19 protein-coding genes are annotated in these 20895 nt (G+C 62.6%); 8 read left to right on the top strand and 11 right to left on the bottom strand.

Translation table 11 applies throughout. From position 1 onward, the window contains the following. The first annotated feature begins 123 nt into the window (after positions 1–123). Both fabG and Q4543_RS14055 read left to right on the top strand, forming a co-directional pair. Positions 124–903 (top strand): 3-oxoacyl-ACP reductase FabG, encoded by a 780-nt coding sequence (fabG, locus tag Q4543_RS14060; RefSeq protein ID WP_303439096.1) that lies wholly within the window; start codon positions 124–126, stop codon positions 901–903. Next, complete coding sequence (locus Q4543_RS14055) at positions 903–1571, top strand: cysteine hydrolase family protein (RefSeq protein WP_303439095.1); 669 nt, start codon at positions 903–905, stop codon at positions 1569–1571. The genes fabG and Q4543_RS14055 overlap by 1 nt, the downstream gene beginning before the upstream one ends. Positions 1572–1595: 24 nt before the next feature. Here Q4543_RS14055 and Q4543_RS14050 read toward each other — a convergent pair whose 3' ends face one another. The 6 genes from Q4543_RS14050 to coxB form a co-directional block, all read right to left on the bottom strand. Continuing rightward, positions 1596–2873, bottom strand: a complete 1278-nt coding sequence (locus Q4543_RS14050; RefSeq protein ID WP_303439094.1) for an O-acetylhomoserine aminocarboxypropyltransferase/cysteine synthase family protein — start codon at positions 2871–2873, stop codon at positions 1596–1598. Positions 2874–3142: 269 nt separating this feature from the next. Next, the gene (locus Q4543_RS14045) at positions 3143–3943 is read right to left on the bottom strand and encodes a cytochrome c oxidase subunit 3 (protein WP_303439093.1); all 801 of its coding nucleotides are present in this window, start codon (positions 3941–3943) and stop codon (positions 3143–3145) included. Between the two features lie 31 nt (positions 3944–3974). Continuing rightward, a complete protein-coding gene (locus tag Q4543_RS14040; RefSeq protein WP_303439092.1) occupies positions 3975–4559 on the bottom strand; it encodes a cytochrome c oxidase assembly protein in 585 nt (194 codons plus the stop codon). Continuing rightward, positions 4549–4725 carry a hypothetical protein gene (locus Q4543_RS14035; protein WP_216005138.1) on the bottom strand — a complete coding sequence of 59 codons (177 nt, stop codon included), beginning with the start codon at positions 4723–4725 and terminating at the stop codon, positions 4549–4551. Before Q4543_RS14035 ends, Q4543_RS14040 begins: the two co-directional genes overlap by 11 nt. Continuing rightward, positions 4722–5672: a heme o synthase gene (cyoE, locus tag Q4543_RS14030; protein WP_303439091.1), complete on the bottom strand. Its 951-nt coding sequence runs from the start codon at positions 5670–5672 to the stop codon at positions 4722–4724. The genes Q4543_RS14035 and cyoE overlap by 4 nt, the downstream gene beginning before the upstream one ends. A gap of 76 nt (positions 5673–5748) precedes the next feature. Continuing rightward, positions 5749–6627: a cytochrome c oxidase subunit II gene (coxB, locus tag Q4543_RS14025; RefSeq protein WP_303439090.1), complete on the bottom strand. Its 879-nt coding sequence runs from the start codon at positions 6625–6627 to the stop codon at positions 5749–5751. Positions 6628–6878: 251 nt separating this feature from the next. On the opposite strand from coxB, the gene tldD reads away from it, so the two are divergent. The 5 genes from tldD (at position 6879) to Q4543_RS14000 (ending at position 13916) form a co-directional block, all read left to right on the top strand. Next, on the top strand, positions 6879–8300 hold the full coding sequence (gene tldD, locus Q4543_RS14020; RefSeq protein WP_303439089.1) for a metalloprotease TldD: 1422 nt from the start codon (positions 6879–6881) through the stop codon (positions 8298–8300). A gap of 167 nt (positions 8301–8467) precedes the next feature. Further along, positions 8468–9619 (top strand): DNA-processing protein DprA, encoded by a 1152-nt coding sequence (gene dprA, locus Q4543_RS14015; RefSeq protein ID WP_303439088.1) that lies wholly within the window; start codon positions 8468–8470, stop codon positions 9617–9619. A 133-nt stretch (positions 9620–9752) separates the two neighbouring features. Continuing rightward, on the top strand, positions 9753–12494 hold the full coding sequence (topA, locus tag Q4543_RS14010; protein ID WP_303439087.1) for a type I DNA topoisomerase: 2742 nt from the start codon (positions 9753–9755) through the stop codon (positions 12492–12494). Positions 12495–12585: 91 nt separating this feature from the next. Then, positions 12586–13290: a CoA transferase subunit A gene (locus Q4543_RS14005; RefSeq protein ID WP_216005144.1), complete on the top strand. Its 705-nt coding sequence runs from the start codon at positions 12586–12588 to the stop codon at positions 13288–13290. Then, positions 13290–13916 carry a 3-oxoacid CoA-transferase subunit B gene (locus tag Q4543_RS14000; RefSeq protein WP_216005145.1) on the top strand — a complete coding sequence of 209 codons (627 nt, stop codon included), beginning with the start codon at positions 13290–13292 and terminating at the stop codon, positions 13914–13916. The genes Q4543_RS14005 and Q4543_RS14000 overlap by 1 nt, the downstream gene beginning before the upstream one ends. Positions 13917–13985: 69 nt before the next feature. Here Q4543_RS14000 and Q4543_RS13995 read toward each other — a convergent pair whose 3' ends face one another. The 3 genes from Q4543_RS13995 to Q4543_RS13985 form a co-directional block, all read right to left on the bottom strand. Then, positions 13986–14507 carry a phasin gene (locus Q4543_RS13995; RefSeq protein ID WP_303439086.1) on the bottom strand — a complete coding sequence of 174 codons (522 nt, stop codon included), beginning with the start codon at positions 14505–14507 and terminating at the stop codon, positions 13986–13988. A 295-nt stretch (positions 14508–14802) separates the two neighbouring features. Continuing rightward, positions 14803–15249: a phasin, PhaP gene (locus Q4543_RS13990; RefSeq protein ID WP_303439085.1), complete on the bottom strand. Its 447-nt coding sequence runs from the start codon at positions 15247–15249 to the stop codon at positions 14803–14805. Positions 15250–15379: 130 nt separating this feature from the next. After that, a complete protein-coding gene (locus tag Q4543_RS13985; RefSeq protein ID WP_303439084.1) occupies positions 15380–17173 on the bottom strand; it encodes an alpha/beta hydrolase in 1794 nt (597 codons plus the stop codon). A gap of 213 nt (positions 17174–17386) precedes the next feature. On the opposite strand from Q4543_RS13985, the gene phaZ reads away from it, so the two are divergent. Beyond that, the gene (phaZ, locus tag Q4543_RS13980; protein ID WP_303439083.1) at positions 17387–18646 is read left to right on the top strand and encodes a polyhydroxyalkanoate depolymerase; all 1260 of its coding nucleotides are present in this window, start codon (positions 17387–17389) and stop codon (positions 18644–18646) included. A gap of 300 nt (positions 18647–18946) precedes the next feature. Here phaZ and Q4543_RS13975 read toward each other — a convergent pair whose 3' ends face one another. Beyond that, positions 18947–19555, bottom strand: a complete 609-nt coding sequence (locus Q4543_RS13975) for a LysE family translocator (RefSeq protein WP_303439082.1) — start codon at positions 19553–19555, stop codon at positions 18947–18949. 21 nt (positions 19556–19576) lie between these two features. Next, the gene (locus Q4543_RS13970; protein ID WP_303439081.1) at positions 19577–20449 is read right to left on the bottom strand and encodes an S-methyl-5'-thioadenosine phosphorylase; all 873 of its coding nucleotides are present in this window, start codon (positions 20447–20449) and stop codon (positions 19577–19579) included. Positions 20450–20895: the final 446 nt, after the last annotated feature.

The following is a 20895-nucleotide window of genomic DNA, read 5'->3' as shown; positions in this document are numbered from 1 at the left end:
TTGCACGCCCTGTCTCGCTAGGGCTGAAATCTGCGACTTGCAACATTTTCACCTGTACTTGCACCGGTGGGCGCGGTGTCATCCGGCAAACGCCCAATTTCCAGACAATAGCAGGGGGAGCGGATGCTCACATCCATCGCAGGCAAATCGGTCATCGTGACAGGCGGTTCCAAAGGCATCGGGCGCGGCATCGCCGAGATCTTCGCGGCGCAGGGCGCCAAGGTGATGATGGCGGCGCGCGGTGAGGAGGCGGCGCAGCTGGCCGTCGCCGAGATCAAGGCCGCGGGCGGCATCGCAGCCTATCACCTGACCGATGTGGCCGATTGGGACAGCGTGCAAGAGATGGTCGCCGCCACCGTGGGCCTGTTTGGCGGCGTCGATATCCTGTGCGCCAACGCGGGGATCTTTCCGCAGGTCAAGATGGTCGACATGTCGCCGGAGGACTGGGATCACGTCATGTCGGTGAACCTCAAGTCCAGCTTCCTGTGCGTCAAGGCCTGCATTCCGCTGTTCGAAAAGGCGGGCAAGGGGCGCGTGGTGCTGACCTCGTCGATCACCGGGCCAGTCACCGGCTATCCGGGCTGGGCGCATTACGGCGCGTCGAAATCCGGCCAGCTGGGGTTCTTGAAAACCGCCGCGATGGAGCTGGCGCGCTACAACACCACGATCAACGCGGTGCTGCCCGGCAATATCATGACCAAAGGGCTGGCCGGGCTGGGGCAAGACTACCTTGATGCCATGGCCGCCTCGATCCCGCTGAAGCGGCTGGGCGCGGTGGCCGATATCGGCAATGCGGCGCTGTTCTTTGCCTCGGACGAGGCGGGCTATGTCACTGGCCAGCAGATCGTGGTGGACGGCGGGCAGATCCTGCCCGAAAGCCTTGATGCGATCGGCGAGATCTGATGGGCTGGAAGACAGATTGGCGCAGTTTCTACTATGAAACCGCGCCGGAACCCGAGGATATCGTGCTGGATCGGGCGCGCACGGCGCTGCTGGTGATCGACATTCAGAACACCTATCTTGAGGTGCCCGGCGATCCGGCCGAAGCCGCCCGTTGGCAGCCGTTTCTGGACCGGATGCACGGCACGGTGATCCCGAACACCGCCGCGCTTCAGGCTTGGGCGCGCGCACAGGGCATCGAAGTGCTGCACGCTCGCATCGCCAGCCTGACGCGCGACGGGCGCGACCGATCCCTGAGCCAGAAAAAGCCGGGCTTCAACAATCTGTTGCTGCCAAAGGACGAGCACGCCTCGCAGATCGTCCCCGCCGTGGCGCCGGTTGCGGACGAGATCGTGGTGACCAAGACCACCGACAGCGCGCTGACCGGCAGCAACCTGCGCATGGTGCTGCACAATCTGGGTATTCGTGATGTCATCGTGGCAGGTATCTTTACCGACCAATGCATCAGTTCTTCGGTGCGCAGTCTTGCCGATGAGAGCTTTGGCGTTGTCGTGGTCGAGGATTGCTGCGCCGCTGCCACGCGGGAACTGCACGAGGCAGAGCTTCGGATCCTCAACATGATCTACTGCCATGTGGTGAGCAGCGAGGAGGTCCGCAGCTTTCTGGGGTAGGGGGGCTGGCAGCCCCCCTCGGGCTTACATCGACGCTCTCAGCGCCTGATCGAGATCGGCAATCAGATCTTCGGGGTCTTCGATGCCGATGGAAATTCGCACCACGTTCGGCGCGGCCCCTGCCGCCACCTGCTGTTCTTCGGACAGCTGGCGGTGGGTGGTCGAGGCCGAATGGATGACGAGGCTGCGGGTGTCGCCCAGATTGGCCACATGGCTGAAGATTTCCAGCGCTTCCACGAACTTGACGCAGCCCTCGTAGCCCGATTTCAGCGTCACGGTGAACAGCGCCCCAGCGCCATTGGGACAGATCCGCGCCAGTCGGTCGTTGTAGGGCGACGAGGGCAGCCCGGCATAGGTCACCTGTTCCACCGCCGGGTGATTTTCCAGCCATGCCGCCACGCGCCCGGCGTTTTCGACATGCTTTTGCATCCGCAGTGACAGGGTTTCGATGCCCATCAGCGTGTAATGCGCCGCCTGCGGGTTCAGCGTCATGCCCAGATCGCGCAGGCCGATGGCGATGGAATGGAAGGTAAAGGCGAGCGCGCCAAAGGTCTCGTGGAATTTCAGCCCGTGATAGGCGGGCTCGGGCGCGGAGAGCGACGGAAACTTGTCCGACGCCGACCAGTCGAATTTCCCCGAATCCACCACGCAGCCACCGGTGACGGTGCCGTTGCCGGTCAGGTATTTGGTCATCGAATGCACCACCAGCGTCGCGCCATGCTCGATCGGGCGGCACAGGTAAGGCGTGGCCGAAGTGTTGTCGACGATCAGCGGCAGGCCTGCCCGGTCGGCAATCGCGGCGATTGCATCAAGATCGGTGACATAGCCGCCGGGGTTGGCGATGGTCTCGCAGAACACCGCGCGGGTGTTGTCGTCGATCGCGGCCTCGACCGCGTCCAGATCGTCGAAATCGACAAAGGTGCAGGACCAGCCAAAGCGCTTGATGGTCTGGCTGAACTGGGTGATCGTGCCGCCATAGGCGCGGGTCGAGGCAACGATGTTCAGCCCCGGACCCATCAGCGGGAACAGCGCCATGATCTGCGCCGCGTGGCCCGACGAACAACACACCGCGCCGGCGCCGCCTTCGAGCGTCGCGATTCGCTCTTGCAGGGCCGAGACCGTCGGGTTGGTCAGCCGCGAGTAGATGTAGCCAACCTCCTGAAGGTTGAACAGCGCCGCCGCGTGATCGGCATCGCGAAACACGTAAGCGGTTGTCTGATAGATCGGTACCTGCCGCGCGCCGGTCGCCGGATCGGGGCGCGCGCCTGCGTGAACCTGCAATGTATCGAAGCCGTGAGTCATCCTGTCCTCCCTTGGGATGGCAACGAGACAAGGCGTAAGCCAAACCACGCGCCCTCACAACCGCGCGGCTGTGGTTTGTGAGGACCGGTTGAACCGCCGGGGCGCAGCGCAGCTGGCCCGGGGCCAGCCAGCCTGCGGATCGCCAGCCATAGGTGAGGGATCGGCCATCCGGCGCAGCATGGGCCGGCCGTCAAACACCAGCCCCGCGTCCATTACAAATGAAAAGAGCGGACCCAAGGGCCCGCTCTGCTCGTTCGATGTGGGAAGATTCAGCCGCCCCAGACGTAGATAGCCGCAAACAGGAACAGCCACACCACGTCGACAAAATGCCAGTACCATGCGGCGGCTTCGAAACCGATGTGCTTGGTCGGGGTGAAATGCCCGTTCATCAGACGCAGCAGGCAGATGAACAAGAAGATCGTCCCGATCAGCACGTGCACGCCGTGAAAGCCCGTCGCCATGAAGAAGTTGGCGCCATAGATATTGCCCGAGAACCCGAAGGCGGCATGGCTGTATTCATAGATCTGAAACACGGTGAAGATCGCGCCAAGAACGATGGCGATGATCAGGCCCCATTTCATGTCTTCACGGTTGTTCTCGTGCACCAGCGCATGGTGAGCCCATGTCGCGGCGCAGCCCGAGCACAGCAGGATCATGGTGTTGATCAGCGGCAGGTGCCACGGATCGAAGGTTTCGATCCCCGCTGGCGGCCAGACGCCATCAACTGCCGGAGAGTTCGGCCCCATCGGGTACATCGCGTGTTTGAAGAAGCTCCAGAACCACGCGAAAAAGAACATCACCTCGGACATGATGAACAGGATGAAGCCGTATTTCAGGCCGATCTGCACCACCGGGGTGTGATCGCCGATCTTGCTTTCCGCAATCACGTCCGACCACCAGCCGAACATGACGTAGAGCACGGCGATGAAACCGGCCAGAAAGATCCATGGCCCCGACCCGTGCATCCACAGCACCGCGCCAAAGAGCATGACAAAGGCCCCGACGGCGGCGACAAATGGCCAGACCGAGGGGCTCAGGATGTGGTAATCGTGGTTCTTTGCATGGGCCATGCGTCTCGTTCTCCCTCGCGGTTAGGCGGTTCTAGTTCACGGAATTCAGGTCCGTGGTTGTTGGATCAAGCGCGGCCTGCGACTCCTCCGGCAGGTCGATCTCGTAAAAGGTATAGCTGAGCGTGATGTGGCTGGCGTGCTTGGCATCCTCGTCTTCGACGATCTCGGGATCGACAAAGAAGCTGACCGGCATCACGACACGCTCGCCCGGTTGCAGCACCTGCTCGGTGAAGCAGAAGCATTCGATCTTGTTGAAATAGCCGCCAGCGTCATAGGGGTAGACGTTATAGGATGCCTGTCCCGCAACAGGGTGATCGGTGGGATTGTAGGCCTCGTAAAAGGCCAGACCCTCTTCACCGATGCGCAGGGTCATCTCGGTCTGCATGGGCTTGAATTCCCAAGGGAAGCCACGCGCCTTGGACCCGTCGAAGCGGATCTTGATGGTGCGCTCGAGGATGTCCGAGGACGGCCCGGCCGCGACACCGGTGGTGCCAGCAAAGCCGGTGACACGGCAGAACCAGTTGTAGAAGGGGACCGACGCCCAAGCCATGGCACCCATGAAGAGCACCACGCCGACAAGCGTCAGGACCGTCTTCGATTTCTGGTCAGTCGCCATTCTCGATCTTTCCCTTGCCCTGAAGCGCGCCACTGACGTCGCCGCCGGTGATCTTTACCATGGTCATGCCGAAAACGATGAAGATGAAAGCCGTCAACAGCAGCCCCACACCGACATTCCGGCCAAAGCGCCGTTTGTGCAGTTCATGCGTCTTGGTGATGCTCATCCCCAGCCCCCCAGTCCGAACCGCGCCAGCCCTGCCTCGATCAGGATCGCACCGAAATGGGCGAAGAGATACAGCAGGGACAGCTTGAAGAAGCCGCGCTCGGTCTTGAAATTGTCGGTTTCCGAGGCGTCTTCGTCGCGGCGGAAGATCTGCCACGCGCCCTTCAGGAACAGCGCGTTCAGCACGACAGCGACGGAAAGGTAGACCGGCCCGCCGATGGCGGTAAAGCCGGTGCCGATGGCCAGCGCCGCCAGCAGCACGGTGTAGACAAGGATGTGCAGCCGGGTCGAGCGGCGCCCATGGGTCACGGTCAGCATCGGCACGCCGGCATCGTCGTAATCATTGCGCATGAACAGCGCGAGAGCCCAGAAATGCGGCGGGGTCCACATGAAGGTCAGGCAGAACATCAGCACCGACTCGATGCCGACCTGCCCCGTCGCCGCCGCCCAGCCGATCATCGGAGGGAAGGCACCAGCGGCCCCCCCGATCACGATGTTCTGCGGCGTCGAGCGCTTGAGCCAGATGGTGTAGATCACCACGTAAAAGAAGATGGTGAAGGCCAGCAGCGCCCCGGCCAGCAGGTTCGTCGCCAGCGCAAGGAATACGCAGGAGAACACCGACAGCACCAGCCCGATGGCCAGAGCCTCGCCCTTGTCGACCTTGCCAGCCGGGATTGGGCGTTTGGCGGTGCGCTTCATCACCTGATCGATATCCGCATCCCACCACATGTTCAGCGCACCAGAGGCGCCGCCGCCCACGGCGATGAACAGGATGGCGCAGAAGCCGATGAACGGATGCACCGGCACCGGCGCGGCCAGCAGCCCCACGAAGGCGGTGAACACCACAAGGGTCATCACCCGCGGTTTGAGCAAGGCAAAGTAATCCCCGAAGCGCGCCTCCCCGGACTGGGTCTCACCAAAGCTGCTGTTCGTCGAAAGATCGGTCATATGTATCGGGGCTTTTCATCTGAAAGGTTAGGGGCGGGGGCCAAGGCCCCGGTTTGCCCCTTCAGGTGCCTGGCGGTCAGCTGTTGGCCAGAAACTGCCCGACGTCAACATAGCCGCCGTCGTCTTTCGAGGCGGCAAGCCATGCATCATAGGCGTCCTGGCTGACCACCTTTACCGTGATCGGCATATAGGCGTGGCTGATGCCGCAAAGCTCGGAGCACTGACCGAAATACACCCCTTCGCGCTCGGCGGCGAACCACAGTTCCGCGATCCGGCCCGGCACTGCGTCCTGTTTGACGCCAAAGGCGGGGATGGTCCAGCTGTGGATCACATCGGCGCCGGTCACCTGCATCACCACGGTTGCGCCCACGGGCACCACCACGGCGGTATCGGTGGCAAGCAGCCAGTCGTCCTTGGTGTAACCCGCCTCGATCAGCTGCGCCTCGACATCGGAGTTGAAGCGGTTGTCGCCGCCGGTGGCGGGCGAGCCGATCAGGTAGCCATCATAGGCCAGATCCTCGCCGACATATTCATAGCCCCAGTACCACTGGTAGCCGGTCACCTTGATTACGAGATCGCCGTCCGGAATTTCCTGCTGCTTGAACAGGACCGGCAACGAGAACGCGCCGATCACCAGCAGGATCAGGATCGGGCCGAGGGTCCAAGCCACCTCGATCGGGGTGTGGTGGGTGAAGCTGGCGGGCGTCGGGTTGGCACGCCGGTTGAAGCGCACAAAGGCATAGATCATCAGGCCGATCACGAACAGGCAGATCGCGGTGATGATCCACAGCAGCATTCCGTCGAGCCATTGCAGGTCTCGGGCAAGTTCTGTTGCTGCGGGCTGGAAACCAAGCCCGCCCTGATGCGGGCGGCCCACCACCTCGAGCCCTTGGGCAAGGGCGGGCGCGGCCGTCATGGCGCTCAGGGCACCCGTCAGCATGGAAATCTTGCGCATAGCTCTGTCACCTCGTCCTGAGTGTCGGTCGCGATCCGTGCCGGCGTCCATCCTCTGCGCCGGCATGGCGACCTTGTGTTTCGATCGTCACGTCGCAGGAGAGCACGGCTCGTGCAATTGGCACGAGTTTGAGCCTCCCCCCCATTGTTCACACACTCTAAAGAGCACATGTTGGTCGTCAACTACACCAGATCGAAGGTCTCGAAAAAGATATTTTTTGATCTGGATCAACCGATGCGAAGGAAAAGACCATGACTGACGCCCCGTTCCGCCCCTTTGAGACCGCGCTGGACATGGACCGGACCCTTGCGTTGCTGCGCGAGACGCTGTCCGGTGCCGACGATGGCGAGCTTTTCCTTGAACGGCGGCGCGGTGAGGCGCTGGTGCTGGACGACGGGCGAATCAGGACGGCAAGCTATGATGCCTCCGAAGGGTTCGGCCTGCGGGCGGTCAATGGCGAGGTGACAGGCTATGCCCACGCCACCGAAATCAGCGAGCAGGCGATCCGCCGGGCAGGCGAAACCGCGCGGCTGGCGGTGGGTGATGGCGGTGGGGTGATGGCGCCGCCGCCGCAGGGCACCAACCGCGTCCTTTATAGCGATGCCGATCCGATCGCGGGGCAGCCGTTTTCGGTCAAGGTCGAGACCCTGCGCGAGATCGATGCCTATGCGCGCGATCTCGATCCTCGGGTGGTGCAGGTGACGGCGACGGTTGCGGCCTCGTGTCAGGAGGTGGCGATCCTGCGCCCCGAAGGCGGTCTGATGACCGATGTGCGCCCGATGACCCGCGTCACCGTCAGCATCATCGTCGAAGAGAACGGTCGGCGCGAAAGCGGCAGCGCCTCGGGCGGCGGGCGCTACATGCTGGACGGGATGCTTGAACCGGCGGACTGGCAGGCCAAGGCCCGCGAGGCGCTGCGCATTGGCCTGGTGAACCTGCGCGCAGAACCGGCGCCTGCCGGGGTGATGGATATCGTGCTTGGGCCGGGCTGGCCGGGTATCCTGCTGCACGAGGCCATCGGTCATGGGCTCGAAGGCGATTTCAATCGCAAGAAGACCTCGGCCTTTGCCGGGCTGATGGGGCAGCGAGTGGCCGCGCCGGGTGTCACGGTGCTCGATGATGGCACGATGCCGGACCGGCGCGGGTCCCTGACAATCGATGACGAGGGCACGCCCTCGGGCAAGAACGTGCTGATCGAAGACGGCATTCTGGTTGGCTACATGCAGGATCGCCAGAACGCGCGGTTGATGGGCGTGCAGCCCACTGGCAACGGGCGGCGCGAAAGCTTTGCCCATGCGCCGATGCCGCGGATGACCAACACCTACATGCTCGGCGGGCAGGCCGACCCGCAGGACATCGTGGCCGATCTGAAGGATGGTATCTGGGCCGTGGGCTTTGGCGGAGGGCAGGTCGATATCACCAATGGCAAATTCGTGTTTTCCTGTACCGAGGCCTATCGGGTCAAGGATGGCAAGGTCGGCGCGCCGGTCAAGGGCGCGACGCTGATCGGCGACGGCGCCACGGCGTTGCAACACATCCGGGCCTTGGGCAACGACATGGCGCTCGATCCGGGCATGGGTAATTGCGGCAAACAGGGGCAATGGGTGCCGGTTGGGGTCGGGCAGCCGACAGTGATGATCGGCGGGCTGACCGTCGGCGGCGCCGCAACCTAGGCGATTCTTGACGATTCTGTCGTCGCGTGTGCATCCCGGCCTGTTTGCGCCGGGATGTTTTGTTTTATGGCAATGGCTTGCGAGATTCCCCGCGGCGCTCAGCGTTGGTTTACCGCCTATTAACCAGCTGGGCGTACCAATGTTTCAGCAAGCAGATGGGGCACAGGATGACTGAGAACAGCTACAGCTTTTCTTCCAATCACCCCCCACTCCCACCCACCACGGAAGAGGCTCGGTTGGCCTGGCTCCGTCTCTTGCGCTCACGCCGCGTTGGTCCGACGACCTTCTGGCGGCTGCTCTCTGAACACGGATGTGCACAGGCGGCACTGGCAGAACTTCCCGCCATCGCCTCCGCTGCCGGGGTTTCGGAGTATCATACATGCCCCGAAGGCGTCGTGCTGGCCGAGATCAAGGCGGCGCGGCTTTATGGTGCCAGGGCCGTCTTTGCCGGAGAGCCGGGCTATCCCACCTTGCTGGCAGATATTCCCGATGCGCCGCCGATGCTTTGGGTGGCGGGCGATGTCGCGGCGCTGACCCGCCCGTCGGTGGCGCTGGTTGGCGCGCGTAATGCCTCGTCGCTGGGCGGGCGCATGGCGAAATCCCTGGCAAAGGAACTGGGCAAGGAAGGCTTCGTCGTGGTCTCTGGTCTGGCGCGGGGCATCGACACGGCGGCGCATCAGGCGGCGCTTGAAGGCGGCACCGTGGCGGTGATGGCGGGGGGGGTCGATATTCTGTACCCTTCGGAAAACACGCGCCTTGCCCAAGATATCCGCAACAATGGCGGTGCGCTGATCTCTGAACAACCCATGGGAATGCAGCCGCACGCCCGGCATTTTCCGGCCCGCAACCGCATCGTCTCGGGCATGAGCGCGGCCACCGTGGTGGTCGAGGCGGCGGTGAAATCCGGCTCGCTGATCACCGCGCGTGCGGCGCTTGATCAGGGGCGCGAGGTGCTGGCGGTGCCGGGGCATCCGTTCGATGCCCGCGCCGGTGGCTGCAACATGCTGATCCGCGACGGCGCGCGGCTGGTGCGCGGCGCCGACGACGTGATCGAGGCGGTGGGCAACGCCGTTCAGCCGATGCAGGCGGATCTCGATCTGCCGATCATTCCCGCCCCGCCGCCCGAGCAGCGCGGCCTGCGTGAAACCGCGGTGCTGCACGGCGCGATCCTGTCGCGACTTGGGCCGTCGCCGGTGCCCGAAGACCAGCTTATCCGTGATCTTGGCGCCAGCTCGGGCGAGGTGACGCCACTGCTCACCGACCTTGAACTTGACGGTCATATCCAACGCAGGCCGGGAGGGATGCTGACACGGATCTGACCGGAAAAGACAGCTGCGCAGAGCCATGTCGGGGCGGGCTGATTGACATTTCCCCCTTGCGCCCCACATGTTGCGCCGCCATATGCCCAAAGGCCTCTTCCCGGGCATTTCAAGTCAAAAAGGTCGTTTGCCCATGCCCGTCGTCGTTGTCGAATCCCCTGCCAAGGCCAAGACAATCAACAAGTATCTGGGCTCTGACTACGTCGTTCTCGCGTCTTACGGACATGTTCGCGATCTGCCCGCAAAGGACGGATCAGTCGACACGGACAATGATTTCGACATGACTTGGGAAATCGGCGCCGACTCGCGCAAACATGTCGCAGCCATCGCCGAGGCGCTGAAAACCGACAACGCGCTGATCCTCGCGACCGACCCCGACCGCGAGGGCGAGGCGATCTCGTGGCATCTGCGCGAAGCGCTGACCAAGCGCCGGTCGATCAAGAAGGACACGGCCGTCAGCCGCGTGACCTTCAACGCGATCACCAAAGCCGCCGTCACCGAGGCGATGCAGAACCCGCGCGAGATCGACGCGCCGCTGGTCGAGGCCTATCTGGCCCGCCGCGCGCTGGATTATCTGGTGGGGTTCAACCTGTCGCCGGTGCTCTGGCGCAAGCTGCCCGGTGCGCGCAGCGCGGGGCGGGTGCAATCGGTCTGCCTGCGTCTCATTGTCGAGCGCGAGACCGAAATCGAGGCGTTCAATGCCCGTGAATACTGGCAGGTCAAGGCGCTGCTCACCACGCCGCGCGGGCAGGAATACGAGGCGCGGCTGTCGCTGCTGGGCGGTCGCAAGCTGGATCGTTTCGACATCGCAAACGCCACCGAGGCAGAGCTGGCCGTGCAGGCCATCACCTCGCGACAGCTGAAGATCGACAGCGTCGAGGCCAAGCCGGGCACGCGCAACCCGTCGGCGCCTTTCATGACCTCGACCCTTCAGCAGGAGGCCTCGCGCAAGTTCGGCATGGGCGCTCGCGCCTGCATGAACGCGGCGCAGCGGCTGTATGAGGCGGGTCACATCACCTACATGCGGACCGACGGCATCGACATGGCGCCCGAAGCGGTGACCGCCTGCCGCGAGGCCATTGCCGACCGATTCGGCAAGGAATACGTGCCGAGCAGCCCGCGCATCTACAAGAACAAGGCCAAGAACGCGCAGGAAGCGCATGAATGCATCCGCCCCACCGACATGACCAAGGATGCGGCCAGCCTGTCGCTGCGCGAGGACGACCAGCGCAAGATGTACGATCTGATCTGGAAGCGCACGCTGGCCTGCCAGATGGAAGCGGCCCGGCTGGAGCGCACCACCGTGGACATCCGCTCGCAGGATGGTCAGGTTGGTCTGCGCGCCACCGGTCAGGTCGTGCTGTTTGACGGCTTCCTGAAGATCTACGAAGAAGGCCGCGACGACGCCGAAGGCGAAGATGACAACCGCCTGCCGCAGATCATGCAGGGCGAGCCGGCGCATTTCGCCAAATCCTCGCTTCAGGCCCAGTTCGACAAGGCGTCCGACAAGGGCGACGAGCTGCTCGAAGATGCCAGCGCGGGTATGCAGAAAAGCAGCGCGGCCGTGCTGGCAGCCAATGGCGCGGTGCTGGCGACGCAAAGCTTCACCCAGCCGCCGCCGCGCTACACCGAGGCGACCTTGGTCAAGCGTATGGAAGAACTGGGGATCGGTCGCCCCTCGACCTATGCCAGCGTCATTACCACGATTCAGGATCGTGAATATGTCCGCAAGGAACAGAACCGTCTGTTCCCCGAGGACAAGGGCCGCATCGTTACGATTTTCCTGTTGAACTTCTTCAGCCGCTACGTGGGCTATGAATTCACCGCCGAGCTGGAAAACGAGCTGGACGAGGTCTCGGCTGGCGAGATGGATTACAAGGCGCTGCTGGGCCGCTTCTGGCGCGATTTCTCGGCAGCCATCGCCGAGACGTCGGAGCTGCGCATCACCGAGGTGCTCGACGTGCTCGACGACGCGCTTGCGCCGCAGCTGTATCCGCCACGGCCCGATGGGTCTGATCCGCGCATCTGCCCCAAATGCGGCGAAGGTCGGTTGCACCTCAAGACCTCGCGCACCGGCGGCTTTGTCGGCTGCGGCAATTATCCCGAATGCACCTACACCCGCCCCATCGCGGGCGAGGGCGCGGTTGGCGAAGAACGCCTGCTCGGCAGCCATGACGGCGAGGAGGTCTGGCTCAAGGCCGGGCGCTTTGGTCCCTATGTGCAGCAGGGCGAGCCAACGCCCGAGAACAAGAAACCGCCGCGCGCCTCGCTGCCCAAGAAAGGCGGGGCGTTTCTGCCCGGATGGGCTCCGGAAGATGTGAATCTTGAAAAGGCGGTGACGCTGCTGACGCTGCCGCGGGTGATCGGGATGCATCCCGACGGGGGCGAGATCAAGTCCAACCTCGGTCGCTTTGGCCCCTACATCATGCATCAGGCCCCGGATGAAGAGAAACCCGTCTACGTCAACCTGAAGGAATTTCAGGAGGTTTTCGAGATCGGCATGAACCACGCGGTCGAGTTGATCGCCCACAAGCGCGCTAATCCGGGGCGCGGGCGCACCGCGGCCAAGGCGATCCGCGAGATGGGCGATCACCCTGATGGCGGCAAGATCGCGGTGTTCGAGGGTAAGTACGGGCCTTACGTCAAATGGGAAAAGGTCAACGCGACCCTTCCCAAGGATGTCGAGCCGGCAGATCTGAGCATGGAACAGGCGCTTACGCTGATCGCCGAGAAAGCGGCGAAGAAGGGTGGCAAGAAACCCGCGGCGAAGAAACCTGCGGCCAAGAAGCCCGCTGCAAAGACCACGAAGAAAGCCCCGGCAAAGAAGCCGGCGGCAAAAAAGCCCGCAGCGAAAAAGGCTTCCGGCACGGAATGACACATTGATGGGGGCGGCGCCTGCGCTGCCTTCGTTGACTCTCCTGCTGCGGCGCGGCAACGTGCGGCAACGTTACCAGGAGGAGTTCTTCATGCAGAAAGTCTATGGCTCCGCGGCGGAGGCCCTTGACGGGTTGCTCACCGACGGAATGCTGATCGCAGCGGGCGGTTTTGGCCTGTGCGGCATTCCCGAGCTGCTGATCGACGCCATCGTCGAAAGCGGCGTCAAGGATCTCACCGTTGCGTCGAACAATTGCGGCGTTGACGGGTTCGGGCTGGGTAAGCTGCTCGACACCAAGCAGATCAAGAAGATGATGTCGTCCTACGTGGGCGAAAATGCCGAGTTCATGCGCCAGTATCTGTCGGGTGAGCTTGAGCTGGAATTCAACCCGCAGGGCACGCTCGCCGAGCGGATGCGGGCCGGCGGCTGCGGCATTCCGGGCTTTTACACCAAGACCGGCGTCGGCACGGTGATCGCCGAGGGCAAAGATGTGAAGTCCTGGAATGGCCAGGATTACATCCTCGAGGAAGGCATCTTTGCCGACCTGTCCATCGTCAAGGCATGGAAGGCGGACGACACCGGCAACCTCGTGTTCCGCAAGACCGCCCGCAACTTCAACCCGCCCGCGGCGATGTGCGGCAAGGTCTGCGTGGTCGAGGTCGAAGAGATCGTCCCGCGCGGTTCGCTCGATCCAGATCACATCCATCTGCCGGGCATCTACGTGCATCGCATCATTCAGGGCGATCACGAGAAGCGCATCGAACAGCGCACCACGCGCAAGAGGGAGGACGCGTAATGCCTTGGGATCGCAATCAGATGGCCGCCCGCGCGGCGCAAGAGCTTGAAGACGGGATGTATGTGAACCTTGGCATCGGCATTCCGACGCTGGTGGCCAACTTCGTTGGCGACAAGGATATCACGCTTCAGTCCGAAAACGGCATGCTGGGGATGGGGCCATTTCCGTTCGAGGGCGAAGAAGACCCCGACCTGATCAACGCCGGCAAGCAGACCATCACCGAACTGGCGCGCACCGCCTATTTCGACAGCGCCACCAGCTTTGGCATGATCCGTGGTGGCAAGATCGCCGCGGCGATCCTTGGCGCGATGGAAGTGGCCGAGAACGGCGATCTGGCGAATTGGATGATCCCCGGCAAGCTGGTCAAGGGCATGGGCGGCGCGATGGATCTGGTGGCCGGTGTCGGCAAGGTCATCGTGGTGATGGACCACACCAACAAGCATGGCGAGAGCAAGGTGCTCAAGGCCTGCACGCTGCCGCTGACCGGCAAGAACGTGGTCGACCGGATCATCACCAATCTTGGGGTGCTGGACGTGGTCGAGGGCGGTCTGAAGATCGTCGAGACCGCCGAGGGCGTCACCGAGGACGAGTTGCGCGCTGCGACCGAGGCGACCATCGTCAACTGAGCAGTCAGTGCTGAAATGCAAAACGCGGCCCCGAAAGGGAGCCGCGTTTCTTTATGTCTTGTGCCAGTTTCAGCTGTCGGTCGAGGGGGTAGCCTCTTGCGCGGTTGTCTTGGCAGCTGCCGTGGTGCGGCGCGTGGTGGTCTTTGCGGCGCTGGCGGTCTTGGGCGCGGCAGGAGGGGTCGTTGCCTTGGCGACGGTGGTCGTCGTGGCCGAGGCCTCATCCGCCATTTCCTTGCCCATGGACATGATCAGTTCCATGGTGTCGGCCTGCATGGTTTTCGCGACTTCGCCAAGGGCGGTCATGTTGTCCTGAAGCGAGGACATCTGCGCCGATGCGAAATCGGTCATCGCCTGGGCATAATCGGCGGCTTCGGGCTTGGCCTTGGCCAGTTCACCGATGCGGCCGAGGGTTTCCATGGTGAAGCCGACCGAGATGTCGGTGCTTTTGCTGGCGGCTTCGATCGCGATCGAGGTCGCCTTTTCGCTATAGGCGGCAGAGGATTTCCATGCCTCTTCCAGCTTGGTGCTGTCCATCGGGAACGCGCCCATCATGTCTTTCATCTTGGCGGTGAAGTCTTCGGTCATTGCCATCTTGAAATCTCCTCCTTCGGGGGATTCTCGGCGGCGGGGCGCCGCCCTGGGGTTGCTGCAAATGTCGATGCTGCGATGCAGCATTGCAAGGGGTGGCAGCGGTCTTTCTTGGAAACTTTAGCGGTTTCGGTGCGATCCCGCCGATGCTGCCGAAGGCGGGAAAGTCGCGTCAAAACTCCGAATGGAAAAAAGGGCGGGTTCAACCAAGGAACCCGCCCCACCGTATTGCGCCATGTTTGGGAGGAGAGGGGCGCAATTGCGTGCCTCGTCGCGCTGGGGGGAGCGGCGGGCGATCTTACTTCGTCGTCGCTTTCTTGGCGGCGGCGGTCATGTCATCCGTGGCCTTTTTCATGGCGGCGCTGGCGTCTTCGGTGAAGTCCTTGCCGGCAGCCATCATCAGTTCCACGGTGTCCATCTGAACCTTCTTCGCGATTTCGGCGAAGGCGGCCATGTTCTCGGCTGCAGTCTCGGCCTGAGCAGAAGCGAAATCGGTCATCGCCTTTGCGTAATCAGCGGGCTCTGCCTTGAACTTGGTCATGTCGGACAGCTTGGTCAGGGTGTCCTTGGTCCACTTTGCCGAAAGCTCGGTCGATTTCTCGGCGGCTTCGAGTGCCACGGCCGACAGCTTTTCGTTCAGCGTCGCAGTGGTCTTGAAGGCTTCGTCCATGGCCTTGGTGTCCACGGGGAACGAACCCATCATGTCTTTCATCATGGCGGTGAAGTCTTGCGTCTTGGCGGCCATCTGTAAATTCCTGTCTGATTGCCTCGGGAGCCCACCCCCCGATTTGTCGGCTGAGACCAATATGAATGCTGCACCGCAGCATTTCAAGTGAAATTTCTGCAATGCAGCATAATTGTGGAATTGTCGGAGCTTACTGATTGGCTCTTACGCGAACATAGGTGCCGGGAGCGTCGCAAAGCACCGGATGATCCGAATCGCCGGGGGTCCGGGCGGGGACTTTCTTGCCGGATCGCTTCGACAGCCACGCCTCCCATGTCGGCCACCACGACCCCTCGTGGAAGTCTGCCTGCGCCTGCCAGTCGTCGGCGGAAAGCTTCAGGTCGGGGTTCAGGTAGTGACCGTATTTCTTCTTGCTCGGCGGGTTGACGATGCCGGCGATATGGCCGGACTCAGACAGGATGAAGCGCTTGCTCTTCGACCCCATCTTCTGCACGCCCCGGTAGCAATCTTTCCATGCGGCGATGTGATCGGTTTCGGCCGCGATCGAGATCAGCGGCACATCGACATCGCGCAGATCCAGCGTTTCGCCCATAAGCTCGAAGCGCCCTTCGGAAAATTCGTTGCGCTGGCACAGGCCCCGCAGATATTGCATCGTCATCTTGCCGGGCAGGTTCGCACCGTCGCCGTTCCAGTACAGCAGATCGAAGGCGGGCGGCGTTTCGCCCATCATGTAGGACCGGATCGCAGGCGTGTAGATCAGGTCGGTCGAGCGCAGGAAGGAAAAGGTGCGCGACATAATGAAGCTTCGCAGAATGCCGCTGATCTCGATCTCCTTCTCGATGCCATCAATGAAATCGTTCTGAAGGAAGGGCACGAATTCGCCCTGTTCGCTGAAATCGGTGAGGGTGGTGAAGAAGGTCGCCGATTTCACCTGCTTGTCGCCGCGTTTCTTCAGCAGCGACAGAGTCAGCGCCAGCGTGGTGCCAGCGATGCAATAGCCCACCGCGTTGACCTGCTTGGTGCCGCAGATCTCGCGCACGAGACGCATCGCGGTCAGGTAGCCGTCGTCGATATACTCTTCGAGCCCGACGTCGCGGTAGCTGGCATCGGCGTTCACCCAGCTGACCACGAACAGGGTGTAGCCCTGATCGACGATATGGCGGATCAGGCTGTTCTGCGGTTTGAGGTCGAGGATGTAGTATTTGTTGATCCACGGCGGGAAGATGACGACCGGGATGTCATGCACGGTTTTGGTGGTGGGCGAATACTGGATCAGCTCCATCATCCGGTTGCGCCAGACCACCTTGCCTTCCGCGGTGGCAATGTTGCCGCCAACCTCGAAGGCTTCTTCGTCGACCAGCCGCACCACCAGTTCGCCATTGTTGGCCTCGAGATCGGTCACGAGGTTCTCGAGCCCTTTGACGAGGCTCTCACCTTCGGTTTCGATGGCCTTTTGCAGGGCATCGGGGTTGGTGGCGAAAAAATTCGTCGGCGCCATCATATCGGTGATCTGCTGGGCGAAATAGCGCAGACGGCGCTTTTCGGTGGGGTCGAGCTCTTCGATCTGATCGACCGCAGCACTGATGGCGCCGGCGTTGATCAGGTACTGCTGCTTGATGAAGTTGAAATAGGGATGGCTGTCCCATAGCGGGTTGCCAAAGCGCTTGTCGGTCGGGCCGGTGTCGTCGGGCGGTGTCAGTTTGCCTTCGGCAAGGGCTTGATTGGCCTCGAGATAATGCTGCAGGGACTTGCCCCAGTATCCGACCTGCTGTTCAAAGACCTTGGTCGGGTTCTTCATCCAGTCCTGCCAGTAGGCGGTCACGGCCTGCGCATAAAGCATCGGGTCCGGTCCACCCAGCGCCGAGTTGATCGGCTTGTGAGAGGCGAGCGCACCCAGCAATCTCTGGGTAAGTTGCTCGACTTTCGCGAGATTTTCCTCGAGCTTTTCCCGCCCGGGGCTGCTGATTTCAGCATTCGTTGTCATAATCGCGAATCCCCCCTATTCTTCACTGAAAACAGAATAACGACGCCGTGGCGATGGTCAAAGCGGCGAATTGATTTGACAGGGCAGGGGCCGCGCGCGCACAGGAAGGGCAATACTGGGCCTTGTGCTGCAAGGGGTCTGTAATGAATTGGTCGTATACATGCGCCGGACGGGGTGCAGTATGCTGCCGCGACAGAAAGACAGGAGACGCCCATGCGCTTCATGGCGACTTACGACCTGATGGAGACCATCCGCAACACCAACCAGTGGGTGGGCGCGACGGCGAAAGCGATGGCATCCTATCCGGCGATGGCGGTTGTTCCCAACCCGGCGCTGACATGGCTGGCCGCGTGGGGCGAAGTGGCGGAGCGCAGCTACAAGCGCATGGTGGTCAAGCCAAGCTGGGGGATCAGAACGATCACCTGCAACGACGGGCAGGACCATCTTGTGTACAAGGAAACCGTACTCGACAAGCCCTTTGCCAAGCTGCTGCATTTCAACGTGGCCGAGCGCGAGGAGAAGCCGCGCAAGGTTCTGCTTGTCGCGCCGATGTCGGGGCATTACGCGACCCTGCTGCGCTCTACGGTGGTGTCGTTGATCCCTGACGCCGAGGTTTATGTTACCGACTGGAAGAACGCCCGCGACATCCCGGTCAGCTGCGGCAAGTTCGATATCGAAGACTATACGATGTACCTTGTTGATTTCATGCGACATCTTGGGCCGGATACGCATGTGATCGCGGTCTGCCAGCCGGCGCCGCTGACGCTGGCGGCTACGGCCTATCTCGCCGAATTCGAACCCGAGGCGCAGCCGCGCACGCTGACCCTGATCGGCGGGCCGATCGACCCTGATGCAACCCCGACGGAGGTGACCGATTTCGGCAATCGCGTCACCATGGGCCAACTTGAGGAAACGATGATTCAGCGCGTCGGGTTCAAATATCCGGGCGTCGGGCGGCTGGTCTATCCGGGGCTGTTGCAGCTGTCGTCTTTCATGGGGATGAACCTCGAGCGTCATTCCAAGGCGTTCTCGGATGAGATCATGAAGGTGGCGCGCGGCGAAGCGACGGACCACGATGCGCATAACCGGTTCTATGATGAATATCTGGCCGTGATGGACATGCCAGCGGAGTTCTACCTGTCGACGGTCGAGCGGATTTTCAAGAATGGCGAGATTGCCAAGAATCAGTTCATGGTCGATGGCCACATGATCGATATCGGCAAGATCACCGATGTCGCGGTGAAGACGGTCGAAGGTGCGAAGGATGACATCTCGGCTCCGGGGCAATGCGTGGCGGCGCTTGACCTGTGCACCGGGCTGCCGGATTCGAAGAAGGCGAGCCATCTTGAACCGGGCGCGGGTCACTATGGCATCTTCGCCGGCAAGAGTTGGCGGAACAATATTCGCCCGCTGGTGCTGGAGTTCATCGACGCCAATGCCAAGACCCCGCGCAAGGCGGCCAACGCGGCCTGAGCGATTTTTGACGCTGGCACCTGTTGCGGGCCTTGTGCAGGCGAGGGGCCAGCCCCTCGCGCTCCCCGGAGTTTAGGGGCAAGATGAAGAGGGGCGCGGCGTCTCTGTTCGACGACCGTCACGGGCGCAGTTGGCGTGGAGATTCATGGCTATCGCTTTGAGCGGTCGCGAGGAGGTCGTCGTACAGCAGGACATCTTCGGTTAGGCGCCGTTGGTTCTGCTCATCTCTTTGTCGTTTTCCAGCCTACAGGCGCAAGGATGTTGTCCCGGCCATGTCTTGGCGAGGGACATTGCGGCGCGTTAGCTGCGACGCAGGGTGGCGGTGAGCAGCCCCATGGCGATCAGAGCGCCGCCGCCGGCGCGGGTCAGCCAAGCCAGAACGCGATCTTGGCGGATCAGGCCGCGCAGGCGGTCGGCAGCCAGCGCGTAGGCCAGCGCGTTGAGGCCGGCGAGGATGACGAAGCTGACGACGAGGATGGTGAACTGCGGCAGGATCGGGCTGGTCGGGTCGATGAATTGCGGCACGAAGGCGATGAAGAAGGCGATGCTCTTGGGGTTCAGGGCGGTGACCGCAGCGGCATGGCCAAAGACGCCGCGGGCGTTGATGTCGGCGTGCGGCAGGGTCAGGCCATGGGTTGGCGCGGTTCGGATCAGCTTGATCCCGAGCCAGATGAGGTAAACCGCGCCGATCCATTTGAGTGCGGTGAACAGGGTGGCCGATGCCAGCACCAGCGCCCCTAGCCCGGCGAGGGACAGGGTCATCGCGGTAAAATCGTCAAGCGCCGAAGCAACCGCGACAGAGCGCCCCTTGGACAGCGCGTAGCTGAGCACAAGCAGCACGGTCGGGCCAGGGATCAGCAGCAGCAGCGTCGAGGCGGCGAGGAAGGTCAGCCAGGTGTCGAGGGGCATGTCGAGGCTTTCTCTGAAAGGCTAGAGGGCGCGCCCGGCGACAGCGTCGAGCCGGGCCAGCAGCGCCGGGTCGCGTTTGTCCGGGGCGGTCATCAGGGCATTATCGAGCGCGCGGTCACAGCCATGCGGACAAGGGGCGCGATTGGCCCCGAGCAGCGCGGGCAGGCGTGCAATCAACGCGCGCGCCTTGTCGGCATTGCCGGTCAGGACGCGGATGATGTCGGTGATCTCGACCGCGCCATGATCGGGGTGCCAGCTGTCGTAATCGGTGACCATGGCGAGCGAGGCGTAGCAGAGTTCGGCCTCGCGGGCGAGTTTCGCTTCGGGCATGTTGGTCATGCCGATGACGTCGGCGCCCCAGCTGTCGCGGTACATCCGCGATTCCGCGAGGGTCGAGAATTGCGGACCTTCCATGGCAAGGTAGGTGCCGCCGTCATGTACGGTGATGCCGGCGTGTTGCGCCGCGTCGAGGCAGGCGGCGCCGAGGCGCGGGCAGGTCGGGTGGGCCATCGACACATGCGCAACGCACCCCGTTCCGAAGAAGCTTTTGTCGCGTGCGAAGGTGCGGTCGATGAACTGGTCGATCACCACGAAATCGCCCGGTGCCATTGCCTCGCGGAACGAGCCGCAGGCCGATATGCTGATGACGTCGGTCACCCCCAGCCGTTTGAGCGCGTCGATGTTGGCGCGGTAGGGCACGGTGGACGGGCTGTGCACATGGCCGCGCCCGTGGCGGGGCAGGAAGGCCATTGGCACGCCGTCCAGCGTGCCGGTCAGGATCTCGTCCGAGGGCAGCCCCCAGGGCGTTGCGACCTTTGTCCAGCGCTTGTCGGTCAGCGTGTCCAGATCGTAGAGGCCAGAGCCTCCGATCACGCCGATCATGGTGGGGGTCATGCGATGCTCCTGATTGCGGGTGGTGCGCCCAGTAAGGCACGGCAGCGGGGGCGCATCAAGGCGCGCGGCGGGAGCTCCGCCGCGCGAGGAGATGGTCACTGCGACGCCACCAAGCCCGGCGAGCAGCATCCAGTACGCAGCGAGGCAGGCGAGATGCTGGACGGGTAAACGTTGAAGCCGCCGCCTTTGACGTTGTGCCGTCCGTCCGCTGTTGCCACTCGCTTATGACGCCACTCTCAAGGTCGAACCCATTCTGCATTCTCGAAACTATCAGCATGCAGTTGGCGTCACGGCCATCTGTGGCAACTAACAGGCCGCTGAAAAACTCCGGCCTCGACGCCCGTAGCGGAACATGATTCATCGCCACCGCGGCATGGATGGAGGTGGCGATGCGCGGATCGGACCAAGTGACGGGATCGCTGTTCAGCTACGTGGATCTCGAGGAG

Origin of the sequence: Salipiger sp. 1_MG-2023 (assembly GCF_030547555.1) — a bacterium.
Lineage (GTDB): Bacteria > Pseudomonadota > Alphaproteobacteria > Rhodobacterales > Rhodobacteraceae > Salipiger.
Note: the sequence above shows the minus strand (reverse complement) of the source record. Positions and strands in the feature narration are given on the sequence as shown.